This is a genomic window from Nocardia sp. NPDC058640, from assembly GCF_042716995.1.
Taxonomy (GTDB): Bacteria; Actinomycetota; Actinomycetes; order Mycobacteriales; family Mycobacteriaceae; genus Nocardia.
The window spans coordinates 102509-118147 of record NZ_JBHXRG010000006.1; the positions used below are offsets into that span (position 1 = coordinate 102509).

General features: G+C 67.0%; 17 protein-coding genes. 8 read left to right on the forward strand and 9 right to left on the reverse strand.

Features of this window, described 5'->3' with window-relative positions; all coding sequences use genetic code 11:
- Positions 1–10: 10 nt before the first annotated feature.
- Positions 11–1108 (forward strand): branched-chain amino acid aminotransferase, encoded by a 1098-nt coding sequence (locus ACFWU5_RS10945; protein WP_379244096.1) that lies wholly within the window; start codon positions 11–13, stop codon positions 1106–1108.
- A 54-nt stretch (positions 1109–1162) separates the two neighbouring features.
- Here ACFWU5_RS10945 and ACFWU5_RS10950 read toward each other — a convergent pair whose 3' ends face one another.
- From ACFWU5_RS10950 to ACFWU5_RS10970, 5 genes are all read right to left on the reverse strand, one after another.
- Complete coding sequence (locus ACFWU5_RS10950; RefSeq protein WP_379244098.1) at positions 1163–1876, reverse strand: MBL fold metallo-hydrolase; 714 nt, start codon at positions 1874–1876, stop codon at positions 1163–1165.
- A 133-nt stretch (positions 1877–2009) separates the two neighbouring features.
- Positions 2010–2756, reverse strand: a complete 747-nt coding sequence (locus ACFWU5_RS10955) for an adenosylcobinamide-GDP ribazoletransferase (protein WP_379266989.1) — start codon at positions 2754–2756, stop codon at positions 2010–2012.
- A 25-nt stretch (positions 2757–2781) separates the two neighbouring features.
- Positions 2782–3855 carry a nicotinate-nucleotide--dimethylbenzimidazole phosphoribosyltransferase gene (gene cobT / locus ACFWU5_RS10960; RefSeq protein WP_379266990.1) on the reverse strand — a complete coding sequence of 358 codons (1074 nt, stop codon included), beginning with the start codon at positions 3853–3855 and terminating at the stop codon, positions 2782–2784.
- Positions 3856–3931: 76 nt separating this feature from the next.
- Positions 3932–4468 (reverse strand): bifunctional adenosylcobinamide kinase/adenosylcobinamide-phosphate guanylyltransferase, encoded by a 537-nt coding sequence (gene cobU / locus ACFWU5_RS10965; protein ID WP_379266991.1) that lies wholly within the window; start codon positions 4466–4468, stop codon positions 3932–3934.
- Positions 4469–4613: 145 nt separating this feature from the next.
- Positions 4614–5516: an alpha/beta hydrolase gene (locus tag ACFWU5_RS10970; protein WP_379266992.1), complete on the reverse strand. Its 903-nt coding sequence runs from the start codon at positions 5514–5516 to the stop codon at positions 4614–4616.
- Between the two features lie 228 nt (positions 5517–5744).
- On the opposite strand from ACFWU5_RS10970, the gene ACFWU5_RS10975 reads away from it, so the two are divergent.
- Both ACFWU5_RS10975 and ACFWU5_RS10980 read left to right on the forward strand, forming a co-directional pair.
- Complete coding sequence (locus ACFWU5_RS10975; protein WP_379266993.1) at positions 5745–6191, forward strand: MarR family winged helix-turn-helix transcriptional regulator; 447 nt, start codon at positions 5745–5747, stop codon at positions 6189–6191.
- A complete protein-coding gene (locus ACFWU5_RS10980; protein WP_379266994.1) occupies positions 6188–6625 on the forward strand; it encodes a hypothetical protein in 438 nt (145 codons plus the stop codon). Before ACFWU5_RS10975 ends, ACFWU5_RS10980 begins: the two co-directional genes overlap by 4 nt.
- On the opposite strand, the gene ACFWU5_RS10985 is transcribed toward ACFWU5_RS10980, so the two are convergent.
- Positions 6614–7567 carry a helix-turn-helix domain-containing protein gene (locus ACFWU5_RS10985; RefSeq protein WP_379244112.1) on the reverse strand — a complete coding sequence of 318 codons (954 nt, stop codon included), beginning with the start codon at positions 7565–7567 and terminating at the stop codon, positions 6614–6616. The two genes, ACFWU5_RS10980 and ACFWU5_RS10985, sit on opposite strands and share 12 nt — an antisense overlap.
- Positions 7568–7653: 86 nt before the next feature.
- Between ACFWU5_RS10985 and ACFWU5_RS10990 the strand changes: the two genes are divergently transcribed.
- On the forward strand, positions 7654–7821 hold the full coding sequence (locus tag ACFWU5_RS10990; RefSeq protein ID WP_379244113.1) for a hypothetical protein: 168 nt from the start codon (positions 7654–7656) through the stop codon (positions 7819–7821).
- An 82-nt stretch (positions 7822–7903) separates the two neighbouring features.
- Here the strand turns inward: ACFWU5_RS10990 and ACFWU5_RS10995 are convergent, their stop codons facing one another.
- Positions 7904–8560, reverse strand: coding sequence for a DUF3043 domain-containing protein (locus ACFWU5_RS10995; RefSeq protein WP_379244114.1), 657 nt, complete (start codon positions 8558–8560; stop codon positions 7904–7906).
- 259 nt (positions 8561–8819) lie between these two features.
- On the opposite strand from ACFWU5_RS10995, the gene ACFWU5_RS11000 reads away from it, so the two are divergent.
- Both ACFWU5_RS11000 and ACFWU5_RS11005 read left to right on the forward strand, forming a co-directional pair.
- On the forward strand, positions 8820–9176 hold the full coding sequence (locus ACFWU5_RS11000; RefSeq protein WP_056816608.1) for an iron-sulfur cluster assembly accessory protein: 357 nt from the start codon (positions 8820–8822) through the stop codon (positions 9174–9176).
- Between the two features lie 222 nt (positions 9177–9398).
- Positions 9399–10325: a carbohydrate kinase family protein gene (locus tag ACFWU5_RS11005; protein WP_379244324.1), complete on the forward strand. Its 927-nt coding sequence runs from the start codon at positions 9399–9401 to the stop codon at positions 10323–10325.
- Between the two features lie 116 nt (positions 10326–10441).
- On the opposite strand, the gene asnB is transcribed toward ACFWU5_RS11005, so the two are convergent.
- Positions 10442–12385: an asparagine synthase (glutamine-hydrolyzing) gene (asnB, locus tag ACFWU5_RS11010; RefSeq protein WP_379266995.1), complete on the reverse strand. Its 1944-nt coding sequence runs from the start codon at positions 12383–12385 to the stop codon at positions 10442–10444.
- 352 nt (positions 12386–12737) lie between these two features.
- Between asnB and ACFWU5_RS11015 the strand changes: the two genes are divergently transcribed.
- Complete coding sequence (locus ACFWU5_RS11015) at positions 12738–13859, forward strand: cytochrome c oxidase subunit II (protein WP_379266997.1); 1122 nt, start codon at positions 12738–12740, stop codon at positions 13857–13859.
- Positions 13860–13869: 10 nt separating this feature from the next.
- A complete protein-coding gene (locus ACFWU5_RS11020) occupies positions 13870–14286 on the forward strand; it encodes a cytochrome c oxidase subunit 4 (RefSeq protein WP_379244120.1) in 417 nt (138 codons plus the stop codon).
- A 62-nt stretch (positions 14287–14348) separates the two neighbouring features.
- Here the strand turns inward: ACFWU5_RS11020 and ACFWU5_RS11025 are convergent, their stop codons facing one another.
- Positions 14349–15620: an FAD-dependent oxidoreductase gene (locus ACFWU5_RS11025; protein WP_379244122.1), complete on the reverse strand. Its 1272-nt coding sequence runs from the start codon at positions 15618–15620 to the stop codon at positions 14349–14351.
- Positions 15621–15639: the final 19 nt, after the last annotated feature.

A 15639-nucleotide genomic window follows, 5' to 3' on the forward strand; every position in this document is an offset into this window, starting at 1 on the left:
GGATCGCACCATGACAGTCGCCGCTCAGTTCACCCGTATCCCGCATCCCGCGCCCACCCCGGCGCAGCAGCGGGAACAGGTACTGACGGCGCCCGGTTTCGGCCGGTACTTCACCGACCACATGGTGTCGATCGACTACGCCGACGGCGTGTGGGGCAATGCCCGCGTGGAGCCGTACGGTCCGCTGTCGATGGACCCGGCGACCATGGTGTTCCACTACGGGCAGGCGATCTTCGAAGGTTTGAAGGCCTACCGTCAGCCCGACGGTGAGATCGCCACGTTCCGCATCGACGCCAACGCCGCGCGCTTCCGTCGCTCGGCCGCGCGCATGGCGATGGCGCAGCTCCCCGAGGAACTGTTCATCGAATCGGTGCGTCAGCTGCTGGACGTGGACGCCGACTGGGTGCCCGCCGCCGGGGGCGAGGATTCGCTGTACCTGCGGCCGTTCATGTTCTCCACCGAGGCGGGGCTCGGCGTGAAGCCGGCGTCGGCGTACAAGTACCTGCTGCTCGCCTCGCCCGCGGGCGCGTACTTCCCGCGCGGTGTGAAGCCGGTGCGGGTGTGGCTGTCGACCGAATATGTGCGCGCGGCACCCGGCGGCACCGGTGAGGCGAAGGTCGCGGGCAACTACGCGTCGTCGCTGCTGGCGCAGGCGCAGGCCACCGAAGAAGGCTGCGACCAGGTGGTGTGGCTGGACGCTTGCGAGCGCCGGTATGTCGAGGAGATGGGCACCAACAACCTGTTCTTCGTGTTCGGCACCGGTTCCGACGCGCGTCTGGTGACGCCGGAACTGTCCGGTTCGCTGCTGCCCGGTATCACCCGTGATTCGCTGCTCACGCTGGCCGCGGATTCCGGGTATCCCGTTGAGGAGCGCAAGATTTCGGTGGAGGAGTGGCGCAAGGGTGCCGAATCCGGTGAGATCAGTGAGGTTTTCGCGTGCGGGACCGCCGCGGTGATCACGCCGGTCGGCTGGGTGAAGTCCGCGGAGGGCGAATTCGCTATCGGCGGTGGGGAACCCGGTGAGGTGACCATGGCGTTGCGTGACACGTTGACCGGGATTCAGCGCGGGACGTTCGCCGATACGCACGGGTGGATGCGCACTCTGTAAGTCCCACAACAGCATTGGAGAGCGGGTCCCTTCGCGGGGCCCGCTCTCGTGCTGTCAGCCCGGCATCAATGCCTGCCACTCGCCCAGCGACTTCGGGCGAAGGACGTAGTTGCTGTCGCGCACGGAAGCCAGTGCGGCACTGGGTGCTTCGGAGTACCAGTGGCCCGGGTAGACGACGGGGTTGCCGTCCAGGGCGGCCAGTTGCTGCAGGCTGCGGTACATCTCGTCGGAGTCGCCACCGGGGAAATCGGTGCGACCGCAACCGTCGACGAACAGGGTGTCACCGGAGATCAGGCGGCCGTCGAACAGGAAGCACTGGCTGCCGGGGGTGTGGCCGGGGGTGTGCAGTAACTCGATGTCGAAGGCGCCGACCTTCACCTTGTCGCCGTGGTCGTGGCCGGTCAGCTCGCTGTCGGCGATGCCGGTGGTCTGCGCGACCCACTCCAGTTCGTGCTTGTTCACGTGCACGGGCACGTCGGCCTTCTCGAGCAGTTCGGCCACGCCGCCGAGGGTGAAACCGAGCATGGTGCCGCCGACATGGTCGGGGTGGTGGTGGGTGGCCAGCACACCGGACACGCGCATGCCGTCGGCCGCCGCGACGTCGACCAGGTCGGCCGCCGCGTAGGCGGGATCCACCAGCAGGGTCTCGCCGGTCTCGCGGTCGCCGATCAGATACGCGAAGTTGCGCATCTGCGTGGCGATCGGATCGCCGACGGCGTAATCCCGGCCGGACAGCAGCTGGCGGAAATAGAGGCGCTCGGATGACATGCGGTCCACTGTATTGCCACCGGTGTGCTGGGGGTGCACCCGAGTACCGTTGACCGGACGGTCTGTGGGACCACACAAAACCTGGCCTGTTGGTCTTGTGACCAGTCCGAGTTTGTCGGCGCCGGCCGTTTGATTATCCCGCCAGCGAGAAACCCACTGCGGCACAAGAAGCCGCGATTTCCAGGACCGCGCCGAGAACATCTCCGGACAGGCCCTCGAAACGACGGACGCAGTGACGGGTCACGAACACGGTCACAGCGAGCGTGGCGAGCATGACGATCGGGCCGAGCCAGAGGTTGTCTGGGATGGCTGCGACCGCGGCGAGGGTGGCCAGGGCGGGCCACAGCAGGACGGCTGCGCGCGGTTGGGTGTTCGCTACCAAGGCACCGAAGCCCGCGTCGGGGGCGGCGGGGAAGCCTCGACATGCCAGGACCACCGCGACCCGGCCTGCGGTGACGGCGAGGGCGATCGCGAACCAGCGATTTTGCTCGGCCAGGGTCGCGAACGCGACGGATTGGATGGCGATGGCGAAGATGAGGGCTGCGACGCCGAAGGGGCCCGCGCCGCCGGACTTCATGATCTCGCGGGCGCGCTGGGGTGGGCCGTAGCTGCCGAGTCCGTCGACGGTGTCGGCCAGGCCGTCCAGGTGCATACCCCTGGTGAGCAGGGCTAGCAGGCCGACCGTGAGTAGACCTGCGAGCAGGGTGGTTGAACCTGCGGCGACCAGCAGGTACAGGGCTGCCGCCGCGAATGCTCCGAGGGCGAGGCCGACCAGCGGGGCCAGGGTGATCGCGTGGCCTGCGGTACGCCGGTCGACCTCGGACGGGCCGGGAGCCGGGATGACTGTCAGCCAGGAGATGGCCAGCCGCAGTGCGTTCATGGCGTTGTGCTCGGACGTGGCAGGTTCACTTGGCGAGGTCGACGGTGGCGGTCTCCTCGGCGGCGGTGCTCACGCCCGCGTCGGCGAAGGTCGACATTTCGGCCAGGGTGGCCACGGCCGCGCGCAGGATCGGCAGGGCCGTGAGCGCGCCGGAACCTTCGCCCAAGCGCATCTCGAGGTCGATCAGCGGGGTCAGGCGCAGGTGTTTCAAGGCCAGGTCGTGGGCCGGTTCCGTGGAGCGGTGGGCGGGGAGCCACCAGGCTTTCGCGCCCGCGGCGAGGTCTTCGGCGACCAGGGCCGCGGCGGTGACCACGACGCCGTCCAACAGCACCGGGGTGCGGCGCGCGGCGGCCTGGGCGAGGAAACCGGTCATGGCGGCGAAGTCGGCGCCCGCGGCGACACGCAGCAGATCGACCGGGTCGGAGGCGACGGGGCGCGCGCGGCGCATGCCGTCGCGGATGGCGGCGACCTTGCGAATCCAGCCCTGATCGTCCACGCCGGTGCCACGGCCTACGGCAGCCACGGGTTCGACACCGGTGAGGGTGGCGATCAGCACGGTGGCGGGGGTGGTGTTGCCGATGCCCATGTCGCCGGCGATGAGCAGGTCCGCGCCGGAGTCGATTTCCTCGTCGGCGATCGCGCGACCCGCGGCCAACGCGGCGGCGACCTCGTCTTCGGACAGGGCGTCCTCGCGGTCGATGGAACCGCTCGAGCGACGCACCTTGTGCTGGGAGATCGACGCTTCGGTGTCACCGTCGACGGCGATATCGACCACGCGCACGGTCGCGCCCGCCACGGCGGCCAGCGCGTTCACCGCGGCGCCACCGGCCAGGAAATTGGCCACCATCTGTGCGGTGACCTCGCTCGGATACGCCGAAACCCCGTGCTTGGCGACACCGTGATCGCCGGCGAACAGCACCACGCGGGCACGGTCGAACTGCTTCGGCGGGCACACGCCCTGGCAGGCGGCGACCCAGTTGCCCAGTTCCTCGAGCCGTCCCAGCGATCCGGCCGGTTTCGTGAGCTGCGTTTGGCGCACCTGCGCCGCCGCGCGCACCTGCGCGTCCGGGGCCGCGACCGGGTCGAATCCGTGCGTCACTGGCAAGCCTTTCGAAAGTGGTGTGTTCGGGGCCCATCTTGCCCGGATCACGGTGCGCGGCGGCGACCGACCCGGCTCATTTCAGTCGAACGGGCAGCCCGGCGACGATGAGGTAGGCCTGATCGCAGACCGCCGCCAGTCGCTGATTGAGGGTGCCGATCTCGTCGCGGAACAACCGGCCCGAGCGCGTTGCCGGGATGACACCCATGCCGACCTCGGGCGATACGATCACCAGTCGCTGTTCGTAGGCCTGCACGGCGTCGACGAGCTCGTCGCAATCGGGGGTGACGGTGCCGCGCGGTGCGTCCCAGGCGTTGCGGGCGTCCAGGCGTGCGGTGAGCCAGGTGCCGATGTCGTCGAGCAGGGTCGCGGGGGCTTCGGTGGCGAGAACTGTTGCGGGCTCGGTGTTCTCGACCGTTGTCCAGTGCGCGGGGCGGCGGTCGCGGTGGACGGTGATGCGGTCGGCGAAGTCGTGATCGGTGGGGTCGAGGACGGCGGTGGCCAGGTAGCGGACCGTGGGTGCGTCGGTCAGCAGGTTCTCGGCGAAGGCGGATTTACCCGAACGGGCGCCTCCGAGCACGAGGGTCCGGGGTGGCCTGGCGGTGGCGGGCATTCGAGCACGGTAGCTTGTCTGCCGCCCCTCCGCCTCTCCGCGTATTCTGCCGGTCGAAGGGCGGTGGGACGGTGTTGTGCCGGGCCTGCGGTTAGTAGGACTGCGGTTTTGGGGTGGTTGGTGAGTTACCCATGTTCTTGCGAGATCAGTGCGCGCCAAGGGCATCGAGGATCATCGGGCGGGCATTGGTGAGCGACTGCTGCCAGTACGGCCAGGTGTGGGTGCCGTTGGTGAAGTCCATGCGGGCGGGAATGCCGAGCGCGTTGACGCGGTCGCGGAAGATGCTCGCCGCGATCACCGCGAGCGCTTCGATCCCGGCGGCATTGATCGTGTTGCCGACCCCACCGGGCAGATCGAGCGGACCGGGCACGCCGTTGCCGGTCGTGATGTACATCGGCAGGCCGCGCAGGCGCTCGGCCTGGACGGTCACGTCGTTGCGGCCCCACGCGGGATCGCCTGCGGGACCCCACATGTCGTCGACATTGAAGCCGCCCTCGTCGAGCATCGCCGCGCGCATGGCCTGGTTCCACATCGGGTAGGTCGGGTTCAGGAAGCCGGAGAACGAACCGGCGAACCGGAACTGATCGCGATGGTGCGCGGCCAACGCCAGCGCGGCACTACCACCCATCGACACACCGACCACGCCGTTGTTCGTGCGTGAAACGCCGTATCCCGCAAGGAAATCGGGCAGTTCACGAGTGAGGAACGTTTCCCACTTGTAGGGCGTGGACTGCCCGTTGGTGCTGCTGGGTCGGTACCAGTCGGTGTAGAAGCTGGAATGGCCGCCGACCGGGAACACCAAAGTGACGTTGTCACCGGCGAATTGGCGCACCGCGTCGGTGTCGGTGGTCCACTGGCTGTGATCGCGGGGCGCACGCAAACCGTCGAGCAGATACAGTGCCGCGCTGCCACCGCGCGAGGCCCACTGCACCTGAATCTTGATCGGGCCCATACCCGACGGCACCCACAGTTCCTCGAAACCGCCTGCGGGCGTGCGCAATACCGGCGACGGCACGGCACTGGCCGCGGATGTACCCACGGTCGACATGACCACGGCCGCCGTAGCGATCGTGAGAGCCTTGCTCAGCCGACGAAAATTACCCCACCCAACGTGAAACACACGGCAAGCTGATCAGTTTCAGCGACTTGCGTCAAGCCGACTGTGGTGCCTCACAACGCCCCTGGGGGTCGGATTTGCCGACATTCTGCAAGTGTATGGCTTGCCATGTAAACTGGAGTCGGCGGATAATCAGGTCATGGAGGGGAGCGGATTTTGATGGATCGCGGCAACTCGCTGGGGTACGTGATCAACCACCTCGCGCGGCTCATGGAACAGGCGTTGCGCGATCGCATCGCCGAATACGGTGTAGTACCAGGGCAATTCGCGCAACTGCTCGCGCTGTACGAGGAAGAGGGGATCTCACAACTGGCGCTGTGCGACAAGGTGCGCATCGATCAGTCGACGATGGCGCACACGCTCAAACGGATGGAGCGGGACGGCCTCATCACGCGCGTTCCCGATCCGCGCGACGGCAGGCGGGCGTTGATCTACCTCACCGACCGATCCCGCGCGCTACGCACCGCCCTCACCTCGGCCGCCGAGGACGTGAATGACCTTGCCACAGCGGGGTTTACCGACGTCGACGAGTTCCTTCGGATGGCCCGACAGTCGATCGACAACCTCGAGGCCGTTCGCGCGGCATCGGAAAGGGGCACGCCATGATGTCGCGCATCCATCCGATAGCGGGTTCGGTCGGACTGCTCATCATTGCCACCTTCTGGATCTCCACGGTGGTCAGTGAGCTCAGTGGGTCCACGGAGGCGATCGTCGCGGTCAAACAGGCCATTCCGTGGGCGTTGCCGATCCTGATAGTCGCGCTCGCCCTCACCGGCGGCACCGGATTCCGCCTGGCGGGGGACTCGACGCTGCCCGCCATCCTTGCCAAGAAGCGTCGCATGCCGTTCATCGCGGGCAACGGCCTGCTGGTCCTGGTTCCCTCGGCGATCATCCTGGCGGTGCTCGCCGGTCGCGACGAGTTCGGGCCGCTGTTCTACGGCGTGCAGGCCATCGAATTGATCGCCGGCGCAACCAATATCGTGCTCATGTCACTCAACGCCCGCGACGGGTTTCGCATCACCGGCCGTTCAACACGCTGAGCCGAAGCGGCGCCGGTATTCGGTGGGGGCGATGCCGACCTGGCGTTGGAAATGGTGGCGCAGCAGCGCGCCGGAGCCGAAGCCGGACTCGTCGGCGATGCGTTCCAGGCCCATCTCGGTGTCTTCCAGGAGCTGCTTGGCGAACAGCACGCGTTGCGTGGTGAGCCATTTGACCGGGGTGGTGCCGGTTTCGGCGGCGAAGCGGCGGGCGAAGGTGCGGGTGGACATGCTCGAGCGGGCGGCCAGTTCGTCGACGGTGTGCGGGTGGGCGAGGTTTTCGGTGAGCCAGGTCAGGGTGGTGGACAGGCCGACCGAGCAGCATTCGGGCACGGGCTTTTCGATGAATTGGCGTTGGCCGCCGTCGCGTTGCGGGGGCACGACCATGCGGCGGGCGATGCCGTTGGCGGCGGCGGTGCCGATCTCGCGGCGGACCAGGTGCAGGCAGGCGTCGATGCCCGCGGCGGTGCCCGCGCTGGTGATCAGGTTGCCCGCGTCGACGTAGAGGACGTCGGGGTCGACGGTGGCTTCGGGGAACATGCCCGCGAGTTTGTCGACATAGCGCCAGTGGGTGGTGCATTTGCGGCCGTCGAGCAGGCCCGCCGCGCCGGCCAGGAACGCGCCCGAGCAGACGGTGAGGATGGTGGCGCCCGCGTCGGAGGCGTTGCGCACGGCTTCCACGACCCGGTCGTCGTACTCGCCGATGGGGGCGGCGGGCAGGGCGACCAGGTCGGCGCCCGCGAGTTGGTCGAGGCCGAACTCGGGGGTGACCGTGATGCCGGGGGTGGTCGAGCGTAGGGGCTTGCCGGGGTCGGCGCCGCAGACGCGGAAGTCGAAGCCGGGCAGGCCGTCGGCGGTGCGGTCCAGGCCGAAAACCTCACAGACGACACCGAATTCGAACATGGCGAGTCGATCGTTGAGGACTACGGAAACCTTCGACAGCATGCCTGAAGCATAGCTGGCTGAATCTTTACGCACAATGACAGAACAGCCACTTTCGGCAGGATGTCAGCGAGAGCAAAATTACTGCCATGCTTACTTTCCTGATCGTCCTCACCGTCATCGTCGGACTCGCCGTACTGATCGGTCGCGGCACCGCAGGCTCCACCGGAATCGTCGATCGCGACGCCCAGCGCATGAATGTAGAACTCGCGGCCATCGCAGGACATTCCGGCTACATCCGCCCCGGCCATATCTGACAAGGCGGCCTGTGCCGCACCTACCCGGAAAACACGAATGCCGTCCCCTTCTGAAGGGAACGGCATTCGTTGTAAGGAGGGACTAGACGGCGGCGCCGGGGCCTACTCGGGGCTTCGGGGCGCGCATCTTGCGGATCTGGGAGGCGCGCACGAACGCGTACCAGCCCAGCTTGAAACCGGTATCGGTGGTGTCGGGGAAACGTTCGATCACCCGGTTGTTCACGATCTTGCCCAGCACGAAGCCCTCGATGATCATGAAGACCATCATCACCAGCATCGCCAGGGTGACGATCGTCTGCAGGCCGGGGGCCACGAACATCGACAGGATCAGCACCAACGCCATCGGCATGAACAGGCCGACCAGGTTGCGGCGGGCGTCGACCAGGTCGCGCACGTACGCACGCACCGGGCCCTGATCGCGGGGCAGCAGGTACTTGTCCTCACCGGCGAGCATGCGCGCGCGACGGTCCTGCACGGCGGCGCGACGGTCTGCCGCGGCGGCCTTGCGGTCCTGTTTGGTGCCCTTGACAGTCTTGCGGCGGGCGCGGGCTTCCTTGGCGGTGAGCGGGGCGGGCGCGACCGGACCGCGCCGTTTGCCTTCGGCCTCACGCCTTTTCGGAGTCGGCCTGCCCTTACCGGGGGTCGACGAGGTGGTGGCGGCGGCCTGTTCGGAGCCGGGCACCGACGGGTCGACGGACTCGTCGATGGTGCTGGACTCGTCGCGACGGAACAATTTCACGTTCACCAGGCTATTCGATGGGGCCGATCATCGGGAAATGCGGTCCGCTCAGCGGTGGGCCCGGTCTCATCGATCGTCGGGCTGAGGCCGCGATCACACCCGTTCGGGGCGTAGTGTGGCCATCAGCACCCAGGTGGCGTCTACTGGCTGCGCCGAGGGTGGCAAAATAGGAATAAGTAGTAGCTGCGACAGCGTTGGAATACGTCGTGCGCTGTGCACCGCAGGTCCGTTGACGGGCTGAGTCGAACTAGGAGTGTCCATGACTGTGCAGAACGAGACCGCCACCGAGACCCACGGTGCGACGCTGACCGACGCTGCCGCCATCAAGGCGAAGGCGCTGCTGGATCAGGAGGGTCGCGACGACCTCGCCCTGCGGATCGCCGTTCAGCCCGGTGGCTGTGCCGGCCTTCGCTACCAGCTGTTCTTCGACGATCGCATCCTCGACGGTGACATCGTCGTGGAGTTCTCCGGCGTGAAGCTGGCTGTCGACCGCATGAGCGCCCCGTACATCGACGGCGCCTCGATCGACTTCGTCGACACCATCGAGAAGCAGGGCTTCACCATCGACAACCCGCAGGCCACGGGTAGCTGCGCCTGCGGCGACTCGTTCAACTGATGCTCGGTGCCGCGAGTCAGCGGCACCCACCAGGCCACGCCCGGGATCGTTGTCGTTGCGTGGCGAGGTAGCGAACAGGTGAACCACAGGCGGTAGCGCTTGCTACCGTTGAAGTCCGGGATCTCGGTGATCCCGGACTTCTCTGTTTTCCTACCTCTAGCGTCGAAGGGGCCCTGCCTCGTGCCTGTTGCCGTGTCCGCATCCATCGCCACCGACCACCTCATGCGTTTTCCCGGCCGGTTCGCCGATGCGCTGCTCGCCGATCAACTCGACCATGTGTCCCTGAGCTTCCTCGTCGACGACCTGCAGATCCGCCGCGGCGGAGTGGCGGGCAACATCGCTTACGCGATGGGTCTGCTCAAGCAGCGGCCGGTGCTCGTGGGCGCCGTCGGTGCCGATTTCGCCGATTACCGGCAGTGGCTGGAAAGCAGCGGCGTCGACTGCTCGGCCGTGCATGTCTCCGAGAAGGCGCACACCGCGCGTTTCGTGTGCACCACCGATGAGACGATGGCGCAGATCGCGTCGTTCTATCCCGGTGCGATGAGCGAGGCGCGCGATATCGACATCGCCGCGATCGCCGCCGAACACGACATCGACCTGGTGCTGGTCGGCGCCAACGACCCCGAGGCCATGGTCGCGCACACCCGCCAGGCCAAGGCGCAAGGCATCGCGTACGCCGCGGACCCCTCGCAGCAGCTGGCGCGCCTGGACGGTGAGCAGGCGACCGAGCTGGTCGACGGCGCGGCCTACCTGTTCACCAACAAGTACGAGTGGGCGCTGCTGCAGCAGAAGACCGGCATGAGCGAAGCGGAGATCACCGCCAAGGTCGGCATCCGGGTCACCACGCTGGGCTCCGAAGGCGTGCTCGTGGTCGACACCGACGGCACCGAGGTCCGCGTCACCGTGGTCCCCGAGGTCGCCAAGATCGACCCCACCGGCGTCGGCGACGGCTTCCGCGCCGGCTTCCTCACCGCCCACCGCGCCGGCCTGTCCCTGGAACGCGCCGCCCAACTGGGTTCCCTGATCGCGGTGCTGATCCTGGAAACCACCGGCACCCAGGAATGGACCCTGTCCACCGAAGACGCCCTCGAACGCCTCACCAAGGCCTACGGCCCCGAAGCCGCCGACGAGCTGGCCCGCCTGCTCTAACTGGACCAATGATCACCACGCTGTGGTGGCGGCATCGCCCGAGAGGCCTCCGCCACCACAGCGTGGTGATCTTGAAGTCCCCCCTGGGTTTTCGGTCCTGGGGGGTTTTCGCGCGTTTAGAGGGAGACCGGGTAGACCGGTTCTTGGATTTCGGGCTTGATTCGGTCCTCCACGAAGATGCCGTGCCAGACCATGAAGACCAGCAGGGTCCACAGGCGGCGGCTGTGGTCGGAGACGCCGGCTTTGTGGTCGCGCAGCATTTGGAGGATGGCCGGCTTGTTCAGGAGGTGGTCGGTTTGGGACTCGGCGATCTGGGTTTCGGCCCAGTCGTAGAGTTCGGTGCCGCGCAGCCAGTGGCGCAGGGGGACCGGGAAGCCGAGCTTGGCGCGGTTGAGGACGTGGTCGGGGACGATGCCGTCCAGGGCCTGGCGTAGCGCGTACTTGGAGGTTTCCTTGGTGATCTTCTGGTCGAAGGGGATGCCTTCGGCTACGCGCATGACCTCGTTGTCGAGGAACGGGACACGCAGTTCCAGGGAGTTGGCCATGGTCATCTTGTCGGCCTTGACCAGGATGTCGCCGCGCAGCCAGGTGAACAGGTCCAGGTGTTGCATGCGGGCGACCGGGTCCCAGCCGGTGGACTGGGCGTAGATGGGGGCGGTGACGTCCTGGTGGGTCCACTCGGGGCGGAAGTCGCGCAGCACCGAACGCAACTGGGCGTCGTTGAAGCTGCGGGCGTTGCCGTAGTAGCGGTCTTCCAGCGACAGTGAACCACGCTGCAGCAGGGACTTGCCGCGCTTGCCGTCGGGCATCTTGTCGCCGAGCCTGCCGAGCAGCTTGCGCGCACCGGCGGGCAGGTACTCGAAAGGCTTGAGCGACAACGGTTCCTTGTAGATGGTGTAGCCGCCGAACAGCTCGTCGGCGCCCTCGCCCGACAGCACCACCTTGACGTGCTTGCGGGCTTCCTTGGCCACGAAGTACAGCGGGACCAGGGCTGGGTCGGCGACGGGATCGTCGAGGTACCAGACGATTTCGGGGATCGCGGCGGCGAACTCGGCGGGGGAGACCACCTTGACGATGTGCCGGGCGCCGATCAGCGCGGCGCTCTCGGCGGCCACGTCGACCTCGGAGTAGCCCTCGCGCTCGAACCCGGTGGTGAAGGTGATCAGCTTCGGGTTGTGGCGCATGGCCAACGCCGCGATGGCGGTGGAGTCGATGCCGCCGGACAGGAAGGAACCCACGGTCACATCGGCGCGCATGTGCTTGGCGACCGAGTCTTCCAGCGCCGCGGCGATCTCGGCGTAGCGGGCCTTCTCCGAACCCTCGGTGAACGGGCGAACCCGGAAGTCGGGGCGGAAGTAGCGGGTGGCCACCGGCTCCTGGCCGACGCCGACCGTGGCGTAAGTGCCCGATTCCAGGCGGCGGATGCTCTTGTGCAGGGATTCCGGCTCCGGCACGTACTGCAGCACCGTGTAGTGCTCGAGCGCGCGCGGATCCAGCTCGTCGGACACCCCGAGCGGGCCCAGCAGATCCAGCAGGCTCTTCTTCTCGCTGGCGAACGCGGTGCCACCGGGGCCGGTCGCGATGAACAGCGGCTTGATGCCGAACGGATCGCGCGCCAGGAACAGCTGCGACGTCTCGGTATCCCAGATCGCGAACGCGAACATGCCGCGCAACTTCCGCACCGATTCCGGGCCCCAGTAATGGAACGCCGCCACGATGGCCTCGCCGTCACCTTCGGTGGCGAACATCTGGCCGTCGGGGAACTGCGACGCGTGCTCGGCGGCCAACTGCTCACGCAGTTCGAGATAGTTGTAGATCTCGCCGTTGAACGTCATCGCGTACCGCTGCGGGTTGTCCGCGGGGCCCCAGCGCAGCGGCTGGTGCGAGTGTTCGATATCGATGATCGACAGGCGGTTGAACCCGAAGATCATGTGCTCGTCGTGCCAGGTGCCCTTCTCGTCGGGGCCACGGTGCCGCTGGCAGTGCAGCGCGTCGTACACCTGATCGACCACCTCGGTCGTCGCCGTATCAGCTGTCAGGAATCCGAGCAGTCCGCACACGGTGTCGGCAACCTTCTCTCGTTCGATGATGAGTGGCCACAGAATGGGCCGAAACGCTGTGTCCGAGTATGCCGCACACCTGCCCGACACGCCGCGTGCGCCCGGTCACGTGCGGTGCGCGCGCGACAGATCGGGGGCAAACCGCAGGTCGCGATGGCGGACGCGGTCACGGCGGAGTGTCGAAAGTGACCCCGCGACAAGACAGTGCCCGCTTTGGTCTACGCTGCGTAGTACTCAGGTCCTTCTCAGGTGTGCGTGCGTCACAGCGGCAATACTCGAGGCGACCTGAAATTGCTTTGAAGAGGTGTCGGAACGGGCGAATCGCCGCCCGGACCGGCGCAGTGTGTTCCGAATGTGTGGCGACCAGGAAGGCGTGAGCGTGGCGCACAAGGCGAGCGAAGAGATCGGGGCACGACCCGTAGCGGGTCGGCAGGGCCGGATCCTTCGGCGGGCTGGGCTGGCGGTGTCCTTGGGGATCACCGCGGTGCTCGTCTCGGGCTGCTCGATCGACAATGTTTGGCTGCGGTTCGGCTGGCCATCGGGTATCACCCCCGAGGCGGCCCGGATGCGTGAGCTGTGGACCTGGTCGGTGCTGGCCGCGCTCGTGATGGGCGTGCTGGTGTGGGGCCTGACCTTCTGGACGGTCATCTTCCACCGCAAGCGCAAGAACTCCCCGGAGTTCCCGCGGCAGACCGGCTACAACGTGTCGATGGAATTGACCTACACGGCGATTCCGTTCGTGATCATCGCGGTGCTGTTCTACTTCACCGTGGTCGTGCAGAACTACGTGCACGAGAAGACCGACAACCCCGATGTCACCGTCGACGTGACCGCCTTCCAGTGGAACTGGAAGTTCGGCTACCGCAACGTCAACAACGTGGGCGGTCTCACCTGGAACGGCATCGACACCGAGAAAGAGCTGCTGAACGAAGAGCAGCTCGCCGAATACCGTGAGCTGAAGAACGACAAGGGTCACCCGCAGCCGGGTCCGTTGCACGGCAAGCCGGCCAACGACATCCTCTCGTACCTGCACTACGACAAGGTCGAGACGTTCGGCTCCAGCGAAGAGATTCCGGTGCTGGTGCTGCCCACCGGCAAGCGCATCGAGTTCCAGCTCGCCGCCGCGGACGTGATCCACGCCTTCTGGGTGCCGGAGTTCCTGTTCAAGCGCGACGTGATGCCGAACCCGAAGGAAAACCACTCCGACAACGTCTTCCAGATCTCGAAGATCGAGAAGGAAGGCGCGTTCGTCGGGCGCTGCGCCGAAATGTGCGGCACGTACCACTCGATGATGAACTTCGAGGTCCGTGCGGTCTCGCCGGAGAAGTTCGCCCAGTACATCAAGGCACGTGAGTCCGGCATGACCAACGGTGAGGCCCTGGCCTCGATCGGCGAGTCGCCGGTGGCCACCTCCACGTACCCCTTCAACACCAAGCGCGATGCCAAGAGCGCTTCGGTGAACGAGAGCAAGTGAGGATTCTGATATGAGGATCGAAGCGCGGATCTTCGAACTGCTCACGGCGTTCTTCATCCTGGTAGGCATCGTCTACGGGTTCTTCACCGCCCAGTCGCGCACCGGTATCGAGTGGGCAGGCACCACCGCGATCGTGCTGACCGCGGGCCTGTCGCTGATCATCGGCACCTACTTCCGGTTCGTCGCGCGTCGCATCGACCTGCGGCCCGAGGACTACGAAGAGGCCGAGATCGTCGACGGCGCCGGTGAACTGGGCTTCTTCTCGCCCGGTAGCTTCTGGCCCATCACCCTCGCGGGTGCGGGCGCGGTGACGGCGCTGGGCCTGGCGTTCTTCCAGTTCTGGTTGATCGGTCTGGGCGTGGTGCTGGTGCTGGCCGCGTCGGCCGGGCTGGTGTTCGAGTACTACCTGGGTGCTGAAAAGCACTGAGCGACAAGCGATAAGGAAGGCCCCCACCGAATCCGGTGGGGGCCTTCCTTATTGGCTTGCTCTTACACGCTGTAGCGCAGCGCCTGTTCCGAGCGGCAGATGTCGTCGATGCCGGACACGATCTCGCGCAGCTGTTCCGAAGGCAGGGCCGACGGGCGAAGGCGGCAGGTGAAGGTGATCAGGCCGTAGTCGGCGGGGGCGAGGCCGCGCGCGGCGGCTTCGGCGCGCAGGTATTCCGAGCGCACGCCGTAGGTCATCGCGGAGATGACGGTGAAGCAGCCCGAGCGTTCGCGGTGCGCCGAGAACAGGTCGTGCAGGCCGTAGAACACCGAACCGTAGTTGGCCAGGGGGGCGAACACGCCGACGCGGTAGGCGGGGCCGCGCTCGGAGGAGTTGATGACGGTGTCGGCCAGGTACTCCGCGTCGCGCATGGTCAGTACCTTCGGCGCGAACATCAGCGCGCCCGCGGCGGCGTTGCGCACGGGCATACCGGCGCGACCACCGGCGGCGGAAGCGATGGCGCCCAACGACTTCCGGGTGCGGGTGCCGACCTCACGACGGGCGCGCAGGCCGCGGGTGGGGGCGGTGGGGTACAGGCTCGACCACTGGCCGAAGCGGACCGCGCCCAGGGTCACCTGGCCGGTGCCCACGGGACGTGCCACCTTCAGCGGGGCCGTGTCGACCCAGCGGCCGACCTGCAGGGCGGCGCTGCCGGGGTTGGTGATCTCGGTGGTGGCGTGTTCGACGAAGGAGTCGAAGTCCAGGAACCGGTCCGCGGCGGTGGTGAGCATGGTGTGGTCTTTGTCGACGTCGACCACGTCCAGGGTCAGGGCGGTGATGATGCCCGCGCGCCCGCCCGCGCCCAGGATGCGATGGAAGCGTTCGGTGTGGTGGCCGCGTCCGCAGGTGCCGATGCGGCCGTCGGGGTCCACGTACTCGAGGTCGACGATCTGGTCGATGAACATGCCGTAGCGGTGCGAGGCGGTGCTCACGCCGCCGACGGAGGCGAAACCGCCCGCGGTGATGTCGCGGTGGTCGCCGACCACGGGCAGACCCAGCGCGTGCGCGCCCAGGCGTCGGTCGATCTCGGACAGTTTCGCGCCCGCCTGCACGCGCACGGTGCGTCGGCCCAGGTTGATGTCGAGGACCGAGTTCATCTTGCGCAGCGACAGCACCCCGCGCTGGTCGGTCATGCCGAAGGACTCTTCGGTCTGTTCACCGCCGCGCACCGTCAACCGTTCCGACCGATCGCGCGAATCCCGCACGGTGCGAACGACATCCGCGGTGTCGGTGGGGAGATATTCTTCGGAGGTAACGGTATGCGGCGTGCCCATGACCGCATAGCTAACCATA